At 73.1% G+C, this 20563-nt stretch carries 1 protein-coding gene; it reads left to right on the plus strand.

The features are described from left to right. Nucleotides 1–5: 5 nt before the first annotated feature. A partial coding sequence (locus AB0G15_RS39545) for an SDR family NAD(P)-dependent oxidoreductase (RefSeq protein ID WP_362850438.1) occupies nucleotides 6–20563 on the plus strand: 20558 nt, incomplete at its 3' end.

Consider the following 20563-nt stretch of genomic DNA (forward strand, 5'->3'; position numbering starts at 1 on the left):
GTTCAATGCAATTCGAACTCTCCTCCCGTATTTTCTCCGACGACGCGGTGGCGATCGTCGGCATATCCTGTCGCCTTCCCCACGCACCCGATCCCGCATCATTCTGGCGGTTGCTTCGCGATGGCCGTGACGCCATCACCGAGGTGCCGAGCGGCCGGTGGAACTCGCCGGAGACCAGCTCGATGCGCGGCGGTTTCATCGACGGAATCGCCGAGTTCGACGCCGAGTTCTTCGGCATCGCGCCGAACGAGGCCGCGATGATGGACCCCCAGCAGCGGCTGGTCCTGGAGCTGAGCTGGGAGGCGCTCGAGGACGCGGGCATCGTCCCGGAGAGCCTGCGCGACACCGGCACGAGCGTCTACATCGGCGCCATGGCCGGCGACTACGCCCAGCTGCTCCAGGGCAACGTGTCCCGCCACAGCCTGACCGGCCTCAGCCGCGCCCTGCTCGCCAACCGGATCTCCTACACCCTCGGGCTGCAGGGCCCCAGCCTGACCGTCGACTCGGCGCAGTCGGCCTCGCTGACCGCCGTGCACCTGGCGTGCGAGAGCCTGCGGAACGGCGAGTCCGGGCTCGCCATCGTCGGCGGCGTCAACCTCAACATCACCCCCGACAGCACGCTGGCCGCCGCCAGGTTCGGCGCCCTGTCCCCCGACGGCAGGTGCTTCACCTTCGACGCGCGCGCCAACGGCTACGTGCGCGGCGAGGGCGGCGGGATCGTCGTGCTCAAGCCGCTGGCCCGCGCGCTCGCCGACGGCGACCGGGTGTACTGCGTGATCGCGGGCAGCGCGGTCAACAACGACGGCGGCGGCGAGGGCCTCACCGTTCCCGACCAGCACGCCCAGGAGGAGGTCATCCGCCTGGCCTGCGAGCGTGCCGGGGTGAGCGCCGCCGACGTCCAGTTCGTGGAGCTGCACGGCACGGGCACCCGGGTCGGCGACCCCGTCGAGGCACGCGCGCTCGGCACCGCCATCGGCGCCGCGAGGGAGCCGGGCGCGCCGCTGCTCGTCGGCTCGGCCAAGACCAACGTCGGCCACCTCGAAGGGGCCGCGGGGATCGTCGGCCTCCTGAAGACCGCGCTGGCCATCAGGCACCGCGAGCTGCCCGCGTCGCTGAACTTCGAGACGCCCAACCCGCGGATCCCCCTCGACGAGCTCAACCTCCGGGTCAACACGGAGCTGAGCCCCTGGCCGCGCGCCGACGCGCCGCTGGTGGCCGGGGTCAGCTCGTTCGGCATGGGCGGGGCCAACTGCCACATGGTGCTCGCGGAGTGCCCGCAAGAGGCCCCCGCGCCGGCTGAGCCGTCCGGGCCATCCGCGCTGTCCGTGTCATCCACGTCGTCCGGGCCATCCGCGCTGTCCGTGTCACCCACGTCGTCCGAGCCATCGGCGCCGTCCGCGCCGCTCACGTCGTCCGAGCCATCGGCGCCGCTCACGTCGTCCGAGTCGTCCGCGTCACCCGCCGGGCCGCTGATCGTGTCGCTGTCCGGGCAGAGCGAGGCCGCGCTGCGCGGCCAGGCCGTGCGGCTGCGCGAGCACCTGCTCGCCACCCCCGGCGCCGATCCCGTGGACGTCGCCTACTCGCTGGCCGCGACGCGCACGGCGTTCCCGTTCCGGGCGAGCGTCGTCGTGGACGAGCCGGAGCGCCTGGCCGACGTACTCGGGCAGCTGTCCCGCGGCGAGCTCGCCGCCGAGATCGTGACGGGCCGGCCGCGCACCGGCGACATCGCCTTCCTCTACGCGGGGCAGGGCAGCCAGCGTCGCGGCATGGGACGGGAGCTGTACGACACCTACCCCGTCTTCGCGCGTGCCCTCGACGAGGTCGCCGCCTGCTTCGAGGGCGACCTGCTCGAGGCGATGTTCACCGACGCCGGCGGGCGGCTCGACGAGACGGGGACGACCCAGCCCGCGCTCTTCGCCTTCGAGGTCGCCCTCACCCGGCTGTACGAGCACTGGGGCATCCGCCCCGACCGGCTCATCGGCCACTCCATCGGCGAGATCTCCGCCGCGCACGTCGCCGGAGTGCTGTCGCTGGAGGACGCCTGCGCCCTGGTCGCGGCGCGCGGCAGGTTGATGCAGGAGCTGCCGGTCGGCGGCACGATGGTCGCCGTCCAGGCCACGGAGGAGGAGATCCTTCCTCTCCTCGACGCCTCGGCGAGCATCGCCGCGATCAACGGGCCGGAGTCCGTGGTCGTCTCCGGCGCGGAGAGCCGCGTCGCCGAGATCGCCGAGGAGATGCGCGGGCGCGGGCGCAAGGTCCGTCGCCTGCGCGTCAGCCACGCCTTCCACTCGCCGCTGATGGATCCGATGCTGGCGGAGTTCCGGCGGGTGGCCGAGTCGCTCACCTACCACGAGCCGGTCATCCCGATCGTGTCCAACCTCACCGGCGCCACCGCGTCCGCCAGGGAGCTGTGCTCGCCCGACCACTGGGTCAGGCACGTGCGCGAGGCCGTGCGGTTCGGCGACGGTATCCGGGCCCTGGCGGCCGCGGGCACGAGCACGTTCGTGGAGATCGGCCCGGGCGCCGTCCTGACCGCGATGGGACAGCAGTGCCTGCCGCCGGACGCCGGCGCGCGGTTCGTCACCACGCTGCGGGACGGCCGGCCGGAACCTCTCACCGCGGGCCTCGCGCTCGCCGCGCTGCAGACCGGTGGCGCCGAGATGAACGCGGAGGCGGTGTTCCCCGGCGCCCGCCGCGTCCAGCTGCCCACCTACGCCTTCCAGCGCACGCGCCACTGGCTCACCGACACCGCCCCGCCGGCGCCCGCCGCCGGCACCGACGACACCCGGCCGCTCACCGGCCGCCTGGCCGGGCTGTCCGGGCCGGAGCGGGAGCAGGTTCTCCTCGACCTCGTACGGACCTGCGTCGCGCTCGTGCTCGGCCACGCCACCACCGCGACCGTGGACGCCGGCACCGCCTTCAAGGCGCTCGGATTCGACTCCTACAGCGCGGTCGAGCTCAGGAACAGGCTCAACACCGCCACCGGCCTGCCGCTGCCGACCTCGCTGCTGTTCGACCACCCCACGCCGGCAGCGCTCGCCGCTTTCCTGCGCGCGGAGCTGACGGGTGACTCCGCGCCGGCGCCGGCGGTGGAGCGGGCCGTGGGCCACGACGAGCCGATCGCGATCGTCGGCATGGCATGCCGGTTCCCCGGCGGCGTGGTCTCTCCCGACGACCTGTGGAAGCTGGTGATCTCGGAAGGGGACGCGATCGGGGAGTTCCCCGTCGACCGCGGCTGGGACCTGGGCGGGCTGTACGACCCGGACCCCGGCAGCAGCGGCACGTCCTACGCCCGGCACGGCGGATTCCTGTACGGGGCGGCGGAGTTCGACCCCGGCTTCTTCGGTATCTCGCCACGCGAGGCGCTGGCCATGGACCCGCAGCAGCGGCTGCTGCTGGAGACCTCGTGGGAGGCGATCGAGCGGGCCGGGATCGACCCCGGCCGGTTGCGCGGAAGCCGTACCGGGGTGTTCGCCGGCGCGACGGCCCAGGACTACGGCCCGAGGCTGCACGAGGCCACCGGGAACGCCGAGGGCTACATCCTGACCGGGACCACCAGCAGCGTGATCTCCGGACGCGTGGCGTTCTCGTTCGGGTTCGAGGGCCCGGCCGTCACGGTGGACACGGCGTGCTCGTCGTCGCTGGTGGCGCTGCACCTGGCCGCTCAGTCGCTGCGGTCGGGCGACTGCGACCTCGCTCTCGCCGGCGGCGCGACCGTGATGGCCTCGCCCGGCATGTTCGTGGAGTTCTCCCGCCAGCGTGGCCTGTCGCCGGACGGCAGGTGCAAGGCGTTCTCCGCGGAGGCCGACGGCACCGGCTGGGCCGAGGGCATCGGCATGCTGCTCGTCGAGCGGCTCTCGGACGCCCGCCGCAACGGGCACCAGGTCCTCGCCGTCATGCGCGGCAGCGCGATCAATCAGGACGGCGCGAGCAACGGCCTGACCGCCCCCAACGGCCCCTCCCAGCAGCGCCTGATCCGCCAGGCCCTGGCCAACGCGAACCTGTCGGCGGCCGACGTCGACGCGGTCGAGGCCCACGGCACCGGGACCATGCTCGGCGACCCGATCGAGGCGCAGGCCATCCTGGCCACGTACGGTCAGGACCGTTCCGAGGACCGGCCGCTGTGGCTGGGGTCGTTGAAGTCGAACATCGGTCACGCCCAGGCCGCCGCGGGCGTCGGCGGTGTGATCAAGATGGTGATGGCGATGCGGCACGGGACGCTGCCCCGGACGCTGCACGCCGAGGAACCGTCGCCGCACGTGGACTGGACGGCCGGAGCCGTCGAGCTGCTGACCGAGGCCCGCCCGTGGGACGCCGAGGAGCGCCCGCGCCGGGCGGCGATCTCCTCCTTCGGCATCAGCGGCACCAACGCGCACGTGATCATCGAGCAGGGGCCCCAGGAGCCGGACACGGACACCGACGGTGTCGAGCTGCCCGTCACGCCCTGGTTGATCTCCGCGAAGAGCCCGGAGGCGCTGCGGGCACAGGCCGGGCGGCTCGCCTCATGGATGACGCCGGACACGCCGATCGCCGCGACCGGCGCCGCCCTGGCCGGTGACCGCGCGCTGCTGGAACAGCGCGCGGTGGTCGTCGGCGCCGACCGCGAGGAGCTGCTGGCGGGCCTGCGGGCACTGGCCGGGCGTACGGCGGCGCCCGACGTGGTGACCGGCAGCGGCCACGGCGGCAGGCTGGCCCTGCTGTTCACCGGGCAGGGCAGCCAGCGGCTGGGCATGGGCCGCGACCTGGCCGCCGCCTTCCCGGTGTTCGCCGAGGCGCTGGAGGAGATCTGCGCCCTGCTGGACCCGCTGTTGCCGTACCCGCTCCTCGAGACGATGTTCGCCGATCCCGGCGGCGTGCTCGACGAGACGCTGATGACCCAGCCCGCCCTCTTCGCCTTCGAGGTCGCGCTCTCCCGCCTGCTGGACTCCCTGGGTGTCAGGCCGGACGTCGTGACCGGTCACTCCGTCGGCGAGATCGCCGCCGCCCACGTGGCGGGAGTCTTCTCCCTGGCCGACGCCTGCACGCTGGTCGCGGCACGGGCCAGGCTGATGCAGGCGCTTCCCCCGGGCGGGGCGATGCTCGCGATCGCCGCGTCGGAAGCCGACGTGCTGCCGTTCGTCGAGGGGCGCGAGGACCAGGTCGCCATCGCGGCCGTCAACGCGCCCACCTCGGTGGTGATCTCCGGCGTCGAGTCCGTGGTCGAGGAGATCGCCCAGCGGGTCACCGTGCGCACGCGCCGGCTGCGGGTCTCGCACGCCTCCCACTCGCCGCTGATGGAACCGATGCTGGCCGAGTTCGGGCGGATCGCGGCCACCGTCACCTACCACGAGCCCCGCGTCCCGGTCGTCTCCGCCGTCACCGGCGACCTCACGGCCCCCGGACAGCTCACCGACGCCCGGTACTGGGTCGAGCACGTGCGGCGGCCGGTCCGCTTCGCCGACGCGATCAGCGCCACCGAGGCGAGCGTCTTCCTCGAGGTCGGACCCGAGGGCATCCTGACCGGCCTGGCCCAGCAGACGCTCGCCGACGGCGTGTTCGTCGCGGCCGCGCGCAAGGAGCGGGAGGAGAGCCGCACCTTCGTGCAGGCCCTCGGCCGGCTCCACACCTGCGGCACAGCCGTCGACTGGGACACCTACTTCGCCTCGGTGCCCGCAGGTCACATCGAGCTGCCCACCTACGCCTTCCAGCGCGAGCGGTACTGGCTGGAGACCGGCGGCCCCGGCGGCGTTCCCACGGAACACGTCGGGCTGTTCGCGGTCGACTGGGTCCCGGTGCCGGCCACCGGCGGCGCCCCGGCCTCCGATGACGTGTTCCTGGACTGGGCGGACGAGGACGGGCAGGACGATAGGGGCGAGCGCGACGAGACGGCACGTGCGCGTGAAGCCGTGCTGCGCGTGCTCTCCGCCGTCCAGGACCGGCTCGCCGGCGACCACCCCTCGTCCTCGCGGCTGGTGATCCTCACCAGGGGCGCGACCGGCGAGGAGACCGACCCGGCCGCGACGGCCGTCTGGGGTCTGGTGCGGTCCGCGCAGACCGAGTACCCCGGCCGGTTCGTGCTGCTCGACCACGACGGCGCCTCGCAGGACGCCGTCGCCGCCGCCCTCGCCTACGACGAGCCGCAGCTGGCGGTGCGAGACGGAAGGATCTTCGTTCCCCGGCTGGCCGGGCGCGACCTGCCGCCGGGGGAGGCGCCGTGGACACCCGGCGGCACCGTCCTGGTCACCGGCGGCACGGGCGGGCTGGGACGAGTGGTCACCCGGCACCTCGTCACCGCGCACGGCGTGCGTGACCTCGTGCTGCCCACCCGCGACCCGAGGGCGGCCGGGGCCGTCGAGCTGGCGGCCGAGCTGACCGCGCTCGGCGCGCGGGTCGAGCTGACCGCGTGCGACCTGTCCGACCGCGACGCGCTGGCCTCGCTCGTCGACTCCTGCCAGGAGCTGACCGGGGTCGTGCACATCGCCGGCGTTCTGGACGACGGCGTCGTCTCGGCCCTGAGCCCGGAACGGCTCGACGCCGTGTGGCGGACCAAGGCCGAGGCCGCCTGGCTCCTGCACGAGCTGACCCGCGACCGCGACCTGTCGGCGTTCGTGCTGTTCTCGTCGTGCGCGGGCACGCTGGGCAGCGCGGGCCAGGCGAACTACGCCGCGGCCAACGGGTTCCTGGACGGCCTGGCCCGGCACCGCCGCGCGCTCGGCCTGCCCGCGACGGCGCTCGCGTGGGGCCTGTGGGACAACTCCTCGGAGTTCGGCGGCATGGGGGCGACGCTCGCCACGGCCGACCTGGCGCGGTGGGCGCGGCTGGGCGTCGCCCCCATGCCGCCGGACCAGGCGCTCGCGCTCTTCGACGCGGCGCTCGCCGCGTCGGCGGAGACGGCGCTTCCCGCGCGGCTGAGCCTCGCGAAGGTCGCCGACCCGGCGCCCGCGATGCTGCGCGGCCTGCTGCGCAAGCCGATCGAGCGCCGCGCGGCCGGTGCGTCCGGCGACGTGGCACTCGGGCAGCTCCTGCGCGAGATGAGCCCGGAGGAGCAGGAACGCACGCTCCTCGACCTGGTCCGCGGCCAGGCGGCCCTGGTGCTCGGGCACGTGACACCGCACGTGATCAGCGCGACGGGCGCGTTCAAGGACGCGGGCTTCGACTCGCTGACCGCGGTCGAGCTCAGGAACAGGCTCAACGCGGCCACCGGCCTGCGGCTGCCGAGTTCGCTGCTGTTCGACTACCCGTCACCGGCGGTGCTGACGGAGTACCTGCGGGCGGAACTGCTGGGCGACACCACGGCGGCGCCCTCGGCGTCCTCGGCGGTCCGGACGGCCGGATACGACGAGCCGATCGCGATCGTGGGGATGGCGTGCCGGTTCCCGGGTGGGGTGTCCTCGCCCGAGGACCTGTGGGACCTGGTGGCCGCCGGTGCCGACGTGGTCGGCGAGTTCCCCACCGACCGAGGCTGGGACCTGGACCGGCTGTTCTCCGGCGACCCGGACGACCGGGGCACCTCCTCCACCCGGTACGGCGGCTTCCTCTACGACGCGGCCGAGTTCGACGCGGGCTTCTTCGGGATCTCGCCGCGTGAGGCGTTGGCGATGGATCCGCAGCAGCGCCTGCTGCTGGAGGCGTCGTGGGAGGCGATCGAGCACGCCGACATCGACGCTGCGGAGCTGCGAGGAAGCCAGACCGGAGTGTTCACCGGCATCGCCCCGATGGAGTACGGGCCGCGGCGCTTCGAGGGCGCGGAGTCCGTGGAGGGATACCTTCTCACCGGCGGCCTGGCCAGCGTCGCCTCCGGCCGGGTGTCCTACACCCTGGGCCTGGAGGGTCCGGCGGTCACGGTGGACACGGCGTGCTCGTCGTCGCTGGTCGCCCTGCATCTGGCCACGCAGGCGCTGCGCACGGGCGAGTGCGACCTGGCGCTCGCGGGCGGCGTGATGGTGATGGCCTCGCCCGGCACGTTCGTGGAGTTCTCCCGGCAGCGTGGCCTGTCGGCGGACGGACGGTGCAAGGCGTTCTCCGCGGAGGCCGACGGCACCGGCTGGGCCGAGGGCGTGGGTGTGCTGCTGGTCGAGCGGCTGTCGGACGCCCGGCGCAACGGCCACCGGGTGCTGGCCGTGGTCCGCGGCAGCGCGATCAACCAGGACGGCGCGAGCAACGGGCTCACCGCCCCGAACGGTCCGGCGCAGCAGCGGGTGATCCGCCAGGCGCTGGCGAACGCCGGTCTTTCGACCGCGGACGTGGACGTGGTCGAGGCGCACGGCACGGGAACGGTGCTGGGCGACCCGATCGAGGCGCAGGCGCTGATCGCCACCTACGGCCAGGACCGGCCGGAGGACCGGCCGCTGTGGCTGGGGTCGTTGAAGTCCAACATCGGTCACGCGCAGGCGGCCGCCGGTGTCGGTGGCGTGATCAAGATGGTGATGGCGCTGCGCAACGGCGTCATGCCGCAGACGTTGCACGCCGATGAGCCCTCGCCGCACGTCGACTGGTCGGCGGGTGCCGTCGAGCTGCTGACCGAGGCGCGTTCGTGGGACACCGGCGACCGCCCGCGCCGGGCGGCGGTGTCGTCCTTCGGGGTGAGCGGGACGAACGCGCACGTGATCATCGAGCAGGGTCCGGCGGTGGAGCCGGAACCTTCCGGCGCTGAGTTGCCGGTGACGCCGTGGCTGGTCTCGGCCAGGACTCCGGAGGCGCTTCGGGGGCAGGCTTCCCGGCTCGCGTCGTGGGTGGAGGAGCGGCCCGAGCTCGACGTGGCGGATGTCGCCTGGACGCTGGCGACGGGCCGTGCGGTGCTGGAGCAGCGCGCGGCGGTGGCGGGCGCTGATCGGGCCGAGCTGGTGGCCGGTCTGCGTGCTCTGGCCGACGGCACGACGGCGCTGGAAGCGGCCGGTGGTGGCCGGTTGGCGATGTTGTTCGCCGGTCAGGGCAGCCAGCGGGTGGGCATGGGCCGTGAGCTGGCCTCCGCGTTCCCGGTGTTCGCCGAGGCGCTGGAGGAGATCTGCGCGTTGTTGCCCGGCTCGGTGCGCGAGGCGATGTTCTCCGGTCCGGACGAGGTGCTGGCCGAGACGGGGATGACCCAGCCGGCGCTGTTCGCCTTCGAAGTTGCTCTCTACCGTCTGCTCGCCTCGCTGGGGGTGACCCCGGATGTGCTGGTGGGTCACTCGGTCGGGGAGATCGCGGCGGCTCATGTGGCCGGGGTGTTGTCGCTGCCAGATGCGTGTGCCCTGGTCACGGCTCGGGCCCGGTTGATGCAGGCGCTGCCCGAGGGCGGGGCGATGCTGGCCATCGCCGCTCCCGAGGCGGAGGTCCTTCCGCTGCTGGAGGGCCGCCAGGACGTGAGCATCGCGGCGGTCAACGGCCCGGCCTCGGTGGTGATCTCCGGCAGTGAGAACGCGGTGGAGGAGATCGCGGGTCTGGTGAGTGTCCGCACCCGACGCTTGCGCGTCTCGCACGCGTTCCACTCGCCCCTGATGGAGCCGATGCTGGCCGAGTTCGAGCAGGTCGTCTCCGCCCTGACTTTCAGTGAGCCGAGCATTCCGGTCGTGTCCAACGTGACGGGCCGGCCCGCCGAGCCGGGTCTGCTGACCGACCCGGCGTACTGGGTGCGGCATGTGCGCGAAGCGGTGCGCTTCGCCGACGGGGTGGTCGCCTGCCAGGCGAACGTGTTCGTGGAGATCGGACCGGACACCACCCTGACCGCGCTGGCCCAGCAGAGCGTCGAGGACGGAACGTTCGTCGCGACCGCGCGCAAGGACCGAGACGAGATCCGGACGCTGGTCGAGGCACTGGGCCGGCTGCACACCCACGGTGCGACCGTCGACTGGACGACGATCCTCACCCCGGCGCGGCAGATCGACCTGCCGACCTACGCCTTCCAGCATCAGCGCTACTGGTTGGAATCAGGCAGATCCGGCAGCGACGTGGCAGCGGCCGGGCTCAGCGTCGTCGACCACCCGATCCTCAGCGCCACCATCCCGGCACCCGACGGCGACAGCCTCACGCTCACCGGGCGGCTCTCCCTGACCACGCTGCCCTGGCTCGCCGACCACGCGGTCAACGGCACGGCCATCCTTCCCGGCACGGGCTTCCTCGAGATAGCGCTGCGTGCCGCGGCCGAGATCGAGGACTGCGAGACGGTCTCCGAACTGGCCCTGCAGGCCCCCCTCGTCCTCACGCACGACCACCCCGTCCAGCTTCAGGTCGTCATCGACGCTCCCGACGACGGCGGCCGGCGCGGCCTGGCCCTGTACTCCAGGCCCGAAGGCACGACCACCTGGCAGCGGCACGCCCAGGGGACGCTCGGCCCCGCCGCCGCCGCACCCGGCTTCGACCTGGCGCAGTGGCCGCCGCCCGGCGCGCGGCCCATCGACATCGATGACCTCTACGACAACCTGGCCGTCACAGGCCTGGAGTACGGCAGCGCCTTCCAGGGCCTGGTGAGCGCCTGGCAGCGGGACGGCGCCGTCTACGCCGAGATCGTCCTGCCCGACCAGGTGCAGGCCGGCGCGGAGCGGTTCGGGTTCCACCCCGCCCTTCTCGACGCGGTACTGCACTCCATCACGCTCGGCGATCTCCTGCCGTCCAGCGAGCCCGGCCACCCGTTCCTGCCCTTCGCCTGGTCCGGCGTCTCGGCGCACGGGGCGGGCGGGACCGTGGCGCGGGTACGGACCACCGCCAAGGGGCCGGGCGAGCTCTCGCTGAGCGTCGCCGACCACACCGGCGCGCCGATCCTCACGGTGGACTCCCTGGTGGTCAGGCCCGTGGCGACGGAACTGTCTCCGGAGCGCACGCCGTACGTGCTGGACTGGGTGAGCGTACGAGCCGGTGGGGCGGAACCCGGACGAGTGGTGGAACTCCGCGATCTCTCCTCCCCGGAGGAGGGCATCGGCGCGGAGCAGGTCCTCGTGCGCGTCCCGGCCGGTGTGGGCCGCGAGCGGACGTACGAGGTGCTGGCGCTCGTCCAGGAATGGCTCGCGGACGAGCGGCTCGCGCGGTCGCAGCTGGTGGTGGTGACCAGCGGCGCGGTCAGCGTGGCCGAGGGGGAGGTACCCGACCTGTCCACCGCCCCGATCTGGGGGCTGATCCGATCCGTCCAGTCCGAGCACGCCGGGCGGTTCGTCCTCCTGGACACCGACGGTCACCCCGACTCGGAAGCCGCGCTGCTTCGCGCCTGCGCTTCCGGCGAGCCACAGCTCGCCCTGCGGTCCGGTACGGTCCGCGTGCCGCGCATCGTACCGCTGGTCAACGCGCCGGTGATCGAGCGCTCGTCCGGAACTCCGGCGGGCACGGTACTGCTGACCGGCGGCACCGGCGAGCTCGCCACCCTGGCCGCGCGCCGGCTCGTCACCGAGCACGGGGTCCGGCACCTGCTGCTGGCCGGTCGCCGCGGCCCGGCGGCGCCCGGAGCCGACGAACTGCTGGCCGAGCTCACGTCGCTCGGCGCGCAGGTCACGATCGCCGCCTGCGACGTGTCCGATCGGGCCGAGCTCGCCGCCCTGCTGGTGGCCGTTCCCGACGACCGGCCGCTGACCGGTGTGATCCATCTGGCCGGGGTCGTCGACGACGGCGCCGTGACGTCGCTGACCCCGGAGCGGATCGACCGGGTCTTCGCGCCGAAGGCGGACGCGGCCTGGTACCTGCACGAGCTCACCGGCGAGCTCGACCTGTCGTTCTTCGTGATGTACTCCTCCATCGCCGGCATCGTCGGCAGCGCCGGCCAGGCAAACTACGCCGCGGCCAACGCCTACCTGGACGCGCTGGCCTCGCACCGCCGTGCGCAGGGGCTGCCCGCCCTCTCCCTGGCCTGGGGGCTGTGGGAGACCGACAACGGCATGGCGGGCGCGCTCAGCCAGGCCGACGTGGCCCGGCTCGGCAGGATCGGGCTCGCGCCGCTCCCGGCGGCGCAGGGCATGGCCCTGCTGGACACGGCCCTCACGCTCGACAGGGAAGTGCAGATTCCCGCCCGCCTCGACACCGCGGCACTGCGCCGCCAGGACGAGATCCCCGCGGTCTTCCGGGCGCTGGTCAAGCCCCCGGCGCGGCGCGCCGCGACGGCCAGGCCCGTGCGGGCGGGAGCGGACAAGGCGGCACTGCTCTCGCTCATCAGGACGAACATCGCGCTCGTGCTCGGGCACACCGACGCCGACGCCGTGGACGCCGAGGCGGCCTTCAAGGACCTCGGCTTCGACTCGCTGAGCTCCGTCGAGTTGCGCAACAGGCTCAACGCCGCCACCGGGCTGAGATTGCCCGCCACCCTGCTGTTCAACTTCCCCACCACGGACGCGCTCGCCGAGCACCTGCACGAGCAGCTCACCGGAGCCTCGCGCGCCGACCAGGTGAGCGCCCACACCGGTCCCGCGGACGAGCCCATCGCGATCGTGGGCATGGCCTGCCGCTACCCCGGCGGCGTGGTCTCTCCCGACGACCTGTGGCGACTCCTCGTCCGGGCCGACGACGCGATCAGCACCTTCCCCGACAACCGTGGCTGGGACCTGGAGCGGCTCTACGATCCCGATCCCGCCCACGCCGGTACGAGCTACGCGCGCGAAGGCGGCTTCCTCCACGACGCCGACCGGTTCGACGCCGCCCTGTTCGGCATCTCGCCGCGCGAGGCCACCGCGATGGACCCGCAGCAGCGGCTGCTGCTGGAGACCTCGTGGGAGGCGATCGAGCGGGCGGGGATCAGCCCGAAGGCGATACGCGGCAGCCGGACGGGCGTCTTCGCCGGGGTGATGTATCACGACTACGGCGGCCGACTGCCGCACGCGCCCGAGGGCTTCGAGGGTTTCGTCCTCAACGGCAGCGCGGGCAGCATCGCCTCGGGCCGGGTCGCCTACACCTTCGGGCTGGAGGGTCCGGCGGTCACGGTCGACACGGCGTGCTCGTCGTCGCTGGTCGCGCTGCACCTGGCCGCGCAGTCCCTGCGTTCGGGTGAGTGCGACCTGGCACTGGCCGGCGGTGTGACCGTCATGGCCACGCCCAGCGTCTTCATCGAGTTCTCCCGGCAGCGCGGGCTAGCAGCGGACGGCAGGTGCAAGGCGTTCTCCGCGGAGGCCGACGGCACCGGCTGGGGCGAGGGTGTCGGCATGCTGCTGGTCGAGCGGCTCTCGGACGCTCGCCGCAACGGGCACCAGGTCCTCGCCGTCATGCGGGGCAGCGCGATCAACCAGGACGGCGCGAGCAACGGCCTGACCGCCCCGAACGGCCCGGCACAGGAGCGGGTGATCCGCCAGGCGCTGGCCAACGCCGGACTGTCGACCGCGGACGTGGACGCGGTCGAGGCGCACGGCACGGGAACGGTGCTGGGCGACCCGATCGAGGCGCAGGCCATCCTGGCCACCTACGGTCAGGACCGCCCCGAGGACCGGCCGCTGTGGCTGGGGTCGCTGAAGTCCAACATCGGTCACACGCAGGCCGCCGCCGGTGTCGGCGGCGTCATCAAGATGGTGATGGCGATGCGGCACGGGACGCTGCCCCGGACGCTGCACGCCGAGGAGCCCTCGCCGCACGTGGACTGGACGGCCGGAGCCGTCGAGCTGCTGACCGAGGCCCGCCCGTGGGATGCGGATGACCGTCCGCGCCGGGCCGGTGTCTCGTCCTTCGGCGTGAGCGGCACGAACGCACACGTGATCATCGAGCAGAGCCCGGCCGCCACCGTACCCGCCGACGACGCCGAACTGCCCGTCGTCCCGTGGCTGATCTCCGCCAACGACGGCGAGGCCCTCCGGGCGCAGGCCGCCCGGCTCGCGGACTGGGCGTCACAGGACGACGTCCCGCCGACCACCGTCGGCAAGGCGCTGGTCTCGGCCCGTTCGGTGCTGGAACAGCGCGCGGTGGTGGTCGGCGCGGATCGGGCCGAGCTGGTGGCGGGTCTGCGTGCTCTGGCCGACGGCACGACGGCGCTGGAAGCGGCCGGTGGTGGCCGGTTGGCGATGTTGTTCGCCGGTCAGGGCAGCCAGCGGGTGAGCATGGGCCGTGAGCTGGCCTCCGCGTTCCCGGTGTTCGCCGAGGCGCTGGACGAGATTTGCGCGTTGTTGCCGGGGTCGGTGCGTGAGGCGATGTTCTCCGACCCTGACGGTGTGCTGGGCGAGACGGGGATGACCCAGCCGGCGCTGTTCGCCTTCGAGGTAGCCCTGTACCGGCTGCTCGCCTCGCTGGGGGTGACCCCGGACGTTCTGGTGGGTCACTCGGTGGGAGAGATCGCCGCCGCGCACGTGGCCGGAGTGCTGTCGCTGGCCGACGCCTGCACGTTGGTCTCCGCTCGGGCCCGGTTGATGCAGGCGCTGCCGGAGGGTGGGGCGATGCTGGCCATTGCCGCCCCCGAGGCGGAGGTGCTCCCCCTGCTGGAGGGCCGCCAGGATGTGAGCATCGCTGCCGTGAACGGCCCTCAGGCCGTGGTGATCTCCGGTAGCGAGAGCGCGGTGGAGGAGATCGCGGGCTTGGTGAGTGCGCGGACGCGCAGGCTGCGGGTCTCGCACGCGTTCCACTCGCCGTTGATGGAGCCGATGCTGGCGGAGTTCGAGCAGGTCGTCTCCGGGCTGACTTTCAGTGAGCCGAGTATCCCGGTCGTGTCCAACGTGACGGGCCGGCCCGCCGAGCCGGGTCTGCTGACCGACCCGGCGTACTGGGTGCGGCATGTGCGCGAGGCGGTGCGCTTCGCCGACGGGGTCACCGCCTGCCAGGCGGGTGTGTTCGTGGAGGTCGGACCGGACGGGGTGCTGACCGGTCTGGCCCAGCAGAGCGTCGAGACCGGCGTCTTCGTCGCGACCGCGCGCAAGGACCGCGACGAGATCCGGACGCTGATCGAGGCGCTCGGCCGGCTGCACACCCACGGTGTCATGGTCGACTGGGACACCTACTTCGCCTCGGTGCCCACCAGGCACATCGAGCTGCCCACCTATGCCTTCCAGCGCCGTCGCTACTGGCTCGACGCCACCGCCGAGGTCGCCTCCGGCGGCGGCCTGGTGGCGGTGGGCCACCCATTGCTGACCGCCGTCGTCCCGGCCCCCGGTTCCGGCACGCTCACGCTCATCGGCCGCCTGTCCCTGTCCGCGCAGCCGTGGCTGGCCGACCACCTCGTCGACGGCCAGGTGGTCGTACCGGGCGCGGCGCAGGTCGAGCTCGCGATACGCGCCGGGGACGAGACCGGTTGCCCGGTGCTCGACGAGCTCACCCTCCAAGCTCCCATGGTGCTGGCCGCGGGTGGCGGCCTCCAGCTTCAAGTCGTGGTCGCGGGCGCCGACGATTCCGGCCGCCGCCAGGTGACGATCCACTCGCGCGCCGGGGACGCCGCGGACTGGCGGCAGAACGCCCAGGGCGTCCTCGCCCCGGCAGCCGCCGTCGCGCCCGCCTTCGATCTCGCGCAGTGGCCGCCGCCCGGTGCCGAGGTCCTCGATGTCGAAAACGTCTACGCCGACCTCACCGCGATCGGCATGGAGTACGGCGAGACGTTCCAGTGCCTCCAGGCCGCCTGGCGGCAGGACGGCGCCGTCTACGCCGAGATCGCCCTGCCGGAGCAGTCCGGCGCCGACGCCCGGCGGTTCGGGCTGCATCCGGCACTGCTCGACGCCTCCCTGCACGCCATCCCGATGGCCGGGCTCCTGCCCGACGCGGAACCCGGCCGACCGTACATCCCCTTCGCCTGGAACGACGTGACGCTGCACGCCGAGGGGGCGACCGCCCTGCGGGTCCGCATCACCCCGGCGGGCGGCACCGGCGTGTTCGGCGTGGCGGTGGCGGACACCGCGGGGACGGCCGTCGCGGAAGTCGGATCGCTCATCCTCCGTCCTCGATCCGCCGACCGGTCGGCGGTGCGTCACAACTCCCTGTTCCAGCTGGACTGGGTGCAGGCCGGCCGTACCGGACAGACGGATCTCTCGTACGCGATTCTCGACGTGCCTTCGGACGACGCGCCCGTTCCCGAGGCGATCAGGCGCGCCACGAACGCGGTCCTCGCCGCCCTGCAGGCGGAACCGGGCCCGTCGCCGCTGGTCGTCGTCACGCATGGCGCGGTGGTGGCGGTGGCCGGTGAGGTGCCGGATCTGGCGCAGGCGGCGGTGTGGGGCCTGGTACGGGCGGCGCAGGCCGAACAGCCTGGCCGGTTCGTGCTGCTGGACCTGGACACCGAACCCTTCGACGCGGGCATGGTCGGCCGGGCGCTGGCCACGGGCGAGCCGCAGGTGGCGGTGCGGGCCGGGCAGTTCCTGGTGCCGAGGTTGAGCCGGGTCGCCGAACGCGCGGTCGCGGAACCGGCGCTTTCCGGCGACGCCGGTCCGGTGCTCGATCCGGTGTTCGGTCCTGAGGGCACGGTGCTGGTCACCGGCGGCACCGGCGGTCTGGGCGCGGTCGTGGCCAGGCACCTGGTGACGGCCCATGGCGTGCGGCACCTGCTGCTGGCCAGCCGGCGTGGCGCCGAGGCGCCCGGAGCCGCCGAGCTGGTGGCCGAGCTGACCGAGCTGGGCGCCTCCGTGCAGGTGGCGGCCTGTGACGTCGGCGATCGAGAGGATCTGGCGCGGCTGGTCGCGTCGGTCCCGCCGGCCGGTGTCGTGCACACGGCGGGCGTGCTGGACGACGGGGTCGTCGGCTCTCTCACCCCGGAGCGCTTCGACGCCGTCCTGCGGCCGAAGGCCGACGCGGCCTGGTATCTCCACGAGCTGACCCGGGAGCTGGACCTGTCGGCGTTCGTGCTGTTCTCCTCGCTCTCCGGCGTGCTGGGCAGCGCGGGCCAGGGCAACTACGCCGCGGCCAACACCTTCCTGGACGCCCTCGCCGAGCAGCGCCGGGCGCAGGGACTGCCGGCCACGTCGCTGGCCTGGGGTCTGTGGGCCTCGGGTGGCATGGCGGGCGACCTGACCGAATCCGACCTGAACCGCCTTGAGCGTGGCGGCATCACGCCGCTGCCCGTCGACGACGGTCTGGCCCTGTTCGACGTCGCGATCGACCACGAGCACGCCGTGCTGGTCCCGGCCGCGCTGAACCTCCCCGCCCTGCAGGCCCAGGCCCACGCCGGCACCCTCCCCGCGGCCCTTCGCGGGCTGGTCCGCGTGCCCACCCGACGTACCAGTACGGCCGCGACGGATCCGACTGATCTTCTCCGGCTGGTGCGTACCCAGGCGGCGACGGTCCTCGGCTTCTCCGACACGGAGGCGGTCGAGTCGGCCAAGCGCTTCCAGGAGCTCGGTTTCGACTCCCTCACCGCGGTCGAGTTCCGCAACCAGCTCAGCACGGCGACCGGGCTGCGGTTGCCGGCCACCCTTATCTTCGACTACCCGACCGCTGAGGCGGTGGCGGACTACCTGGCAGGGGAGCTGGCCGGTGGTCAGGTCTCGCAGGCGGTCGTGGCCGATGTCTCGGTGGCCGACGAGCCGATCGCGATCGTGGGGATGGCCTGCCGGTTCCCCGGCGGCGTCTCCTCGCCCGAGGCTCTGTGGGATCTGGTGTCGTCCGGCACCGACGCCATCGGCGACTTCCCGACCGATCGGGGCTGGGACCTGGCGAAATTGTACGATCCGGACCCGGACAGCCGGGGTACCTCGTACTCCAGGCACGGCGGGTTCCTGTACGAGGCCGCCGAGTTCGACCCCGGGTTCTTCGGGATCTCGCCGCGTGAGGCTCTCGCGATGGATCCGCAGCAGCGGTTGCTGCTGGAGGCGTCATGGGAGGCGATCGAGCGGGCGGGGATGAATCCCGATCGGCTGCGTGGCAGCCGGACGGGTGTCTTCGCCGGGGTGATGTACCACGACTACGCGCCCCAGCTCTCTGACGCGCCGGGCGAGCTGGAAGGCCTGATCGGCACCGGCAGCTCAGGCAGTGTCGCCTCGGGCCGGGTGTCGTACACCCTGGGCCTGGAGGGTCCGGCGGTCACGGTGGACACGGCGTGCTCGTCGTCGCTGGTGGCGCTGCACTGGGCGGCGCAGTCCCTGCGGTCGGGCGAATGCGACCTGGCCCTGGCGGGCGGCGTCACGGTGATGGCCACGCCGAGTACCTTCGTGGAGTTCTCGCGGCAGCGTGGCCTGTCGGCGGACGGGCGGTGCAAGGCGTTCTCCGCGGAGGCCGACGGCACCGGCTGGGGCGAAGGCATCGGTGTGCTGCTGGTCGAGCGGCTCTCGGACGCTCGCCGCAACGGTCACCGGGTGCTGGCCGTGGTGCGGGGCAGCGCGGTCAACCAGGACGGCGCGAGCAACGGCCTGACGGCGCCGAACGGTCCGGCGCAGCAGCGGGTGATCCGCCAGGCGCTGGCGAACGCGGGCCTGTCGGCGGCGGATGTCGATGTGGTCGAGGCGCACGGCACGGGAACGGTGCTGGGTGACCCGATCGAGGCGCAGGCGTTGCTGGCCACCTACGGTCAGGACCGGCCGGAGGACCGGCCGCTGTGGCTGGGTTCCATCAAGTCGAACATCGGCCACGCGCAGGCCGCCGCCGGCGTGGCCGGTGTGATCAAGATGGTGATGGCGCTGCGCAACGGCGTCATGCCGCGGACGTTGCACGCCGATGAGCCCTCGCCGTACGTGGACTGGTCGGCGGGCGCGGTGGAGTTGCTGACCGAGGCCCGTACATGGGATGTGGAGGACCGTCCGCGCCGGGCTGCGGTCTCCTCCTTCGGGATCAGCGGCACGAACGCGCACGTGATCATCGAGCAGGGTCCCGCGGTGGAGCCGGAGCCCTCCGGCACAGAGTCGCCGGTGACGCCGTGGCTGCTCTCGGCCAAGACGCCGGAGGCGTTGCGGGCGCAGGCCGGGCAGCTCGCGTCGTGGGTGGAGGCTCAGCCGGAGCTGAACTCGGCTGACGCGGCCTGGACGCTGGCGACGGGCCGTGCGGTGCTGGAGCAGCGCGCGGTGGTGGTCGGCGCCGACCAGGCCGAGCTGCTGGCGGGTCTGCGTGCTCTGGCCGACGGCACGACGACGTTGGAAGCGGCCGGTGGTGGCCGGTTGGCGATGTTGTTCGCCGGTCAGGGCAGCCAGCGGGTGGGCATGGGCCGTGAGCTGGCCTCCGCGTTCCCGGTGTTCGCCGAGGCGCTGGAGGAGATCTGCGCGTTGTTGCCGGGGTCGGTGCGCGAGGCGATGTTCTCCGGTCCGGACGAGGTGCTGGCCGAGACGGGGATGACCCAGCCGGCGCTGTTCGCCTTCGAGGTCGCTCTGTACCGTCTGCTCACTTCGTTGGGGGTGACCCCGGATGTGCTGGTGGGTCACTCGGTCGGGGAGATCGCGGCGGCTCATGTGGCCGGGGTGTTGTCGCTGCCAGATGCGTGTGCCCTGGTCACGGCTCGGGCCCGGTTGATGCAGGCGCTGCCGGAGGGTGGGGCGATGCTGGCCGTCGCCGCCCCCGAGGCGGAGGTCCTTCCTCTGCTGGAGGGCCGCGAGGATGTGAGCATCGCCGCGGTGAACGGCCCTCAGGCCGTGGTGATCTCCGGTAGCGAGAGCGCGGTGGAGGAGATCGCGGGCTTGGTGAGTGCGCGCACGCGCAGGCTGCGGGTCTCGCACGCGTTCCACTCGCCGTTGATGGAGCCGATGCTGGCCGAGTTCGAGCAGGTCGTCTCCGCGCTGACTTTCAGTGAGCCGAGCATTCCGGTCGTGTCCAACGTGACGGGCCGGCCTGCTGAGCCGGGTCTGCTGACCGACCCGGCCTATTGGGTGCGGCATGTGCGCGAAGCGGTGCGTTTTGCCGACGGGGTGGTCGCCTGCCAGGCGGGTGTGTTCGTGGAGATCGGACCGGACACCACCCTGACCGCGCTGGCCCAGCAGAGCGTCGAGGACGGAACGTTCGTCGCGGTCGCGCGCAAGGATCGCGACGAGATCCGGACGCTGGTCGAGGCACTGGGCCGGCTGCACACCCACGGTGTGGGCGTGGACTGGACGGCGATCCTCGCCCCGGCGCGGCAGATCGACCTGCCGACCTACGCCTTCCAGCGGGAGCGGTACTGGATCTCGGCACGTGGTGGGGTCGGGGAGATGAGTGCCGCCGGACTGGGTGCGCTTGATCATCCGATGCTGAGTGCGGTGACGGAGGTCGCCGGTGGTGAGTCGGTGGTCTTCAGCGGGCGCCTGTCGGTGGCCGCGCAGCCGTGGCTGGCCGATCACGCGGTGAACGGGACGGTGTTGTTGCCGGGTACCGGTTTGCTGGAGCTGGTGTTGCGGGCCGGGGCCGAGGTGGGCCGGCCGCTGGTGCGGGAGCTGACGCTGCAGGCCCCGCTGCTCCTGCCCGTCGAGGGCGGGGTCCAGGTCCAGGTCGTCGTCGGAGCTGAGGAGTCCGGCGGCAGGGCGGTCGCGGTCCACTCGCGTCCGGAAAACGACCCCACTGCCCCATGGACGAGCCATGCCGAGGGACTGCTGAGCGCGGAACCACTATCGGTGGCGGCGTTCGAGCTGACGCAGTGGCCGCCGGTGGACGCGCGGCCGGTGGCGGTCGATGGTCTGTACGACGATCTCGCGGCGGTCGGCCTGGAGTACGGGCCGGTCTTCCAGGGAGTGACGCGGGCCTGGACGAAGCCGGGCGAGGTGTTCGCCGAGATCGCGCTGCCCGAGCAGGCGCACGCCGACGCGGCGCGCTTCGGGGTGCACCCGGCGCTGCTGGACGCGGTGTT

It is taken from the genome of Streptosporangium sp. NPDC023825 (assembly GCF_040639575.1).
In the GTDB taxonomy this organism is placed as follows: domain Bacteria; phylum Actinomycetota; class Actinomycetes; order Streptosporangiales; family Streptosporangiaceae; genus Streptosporangium.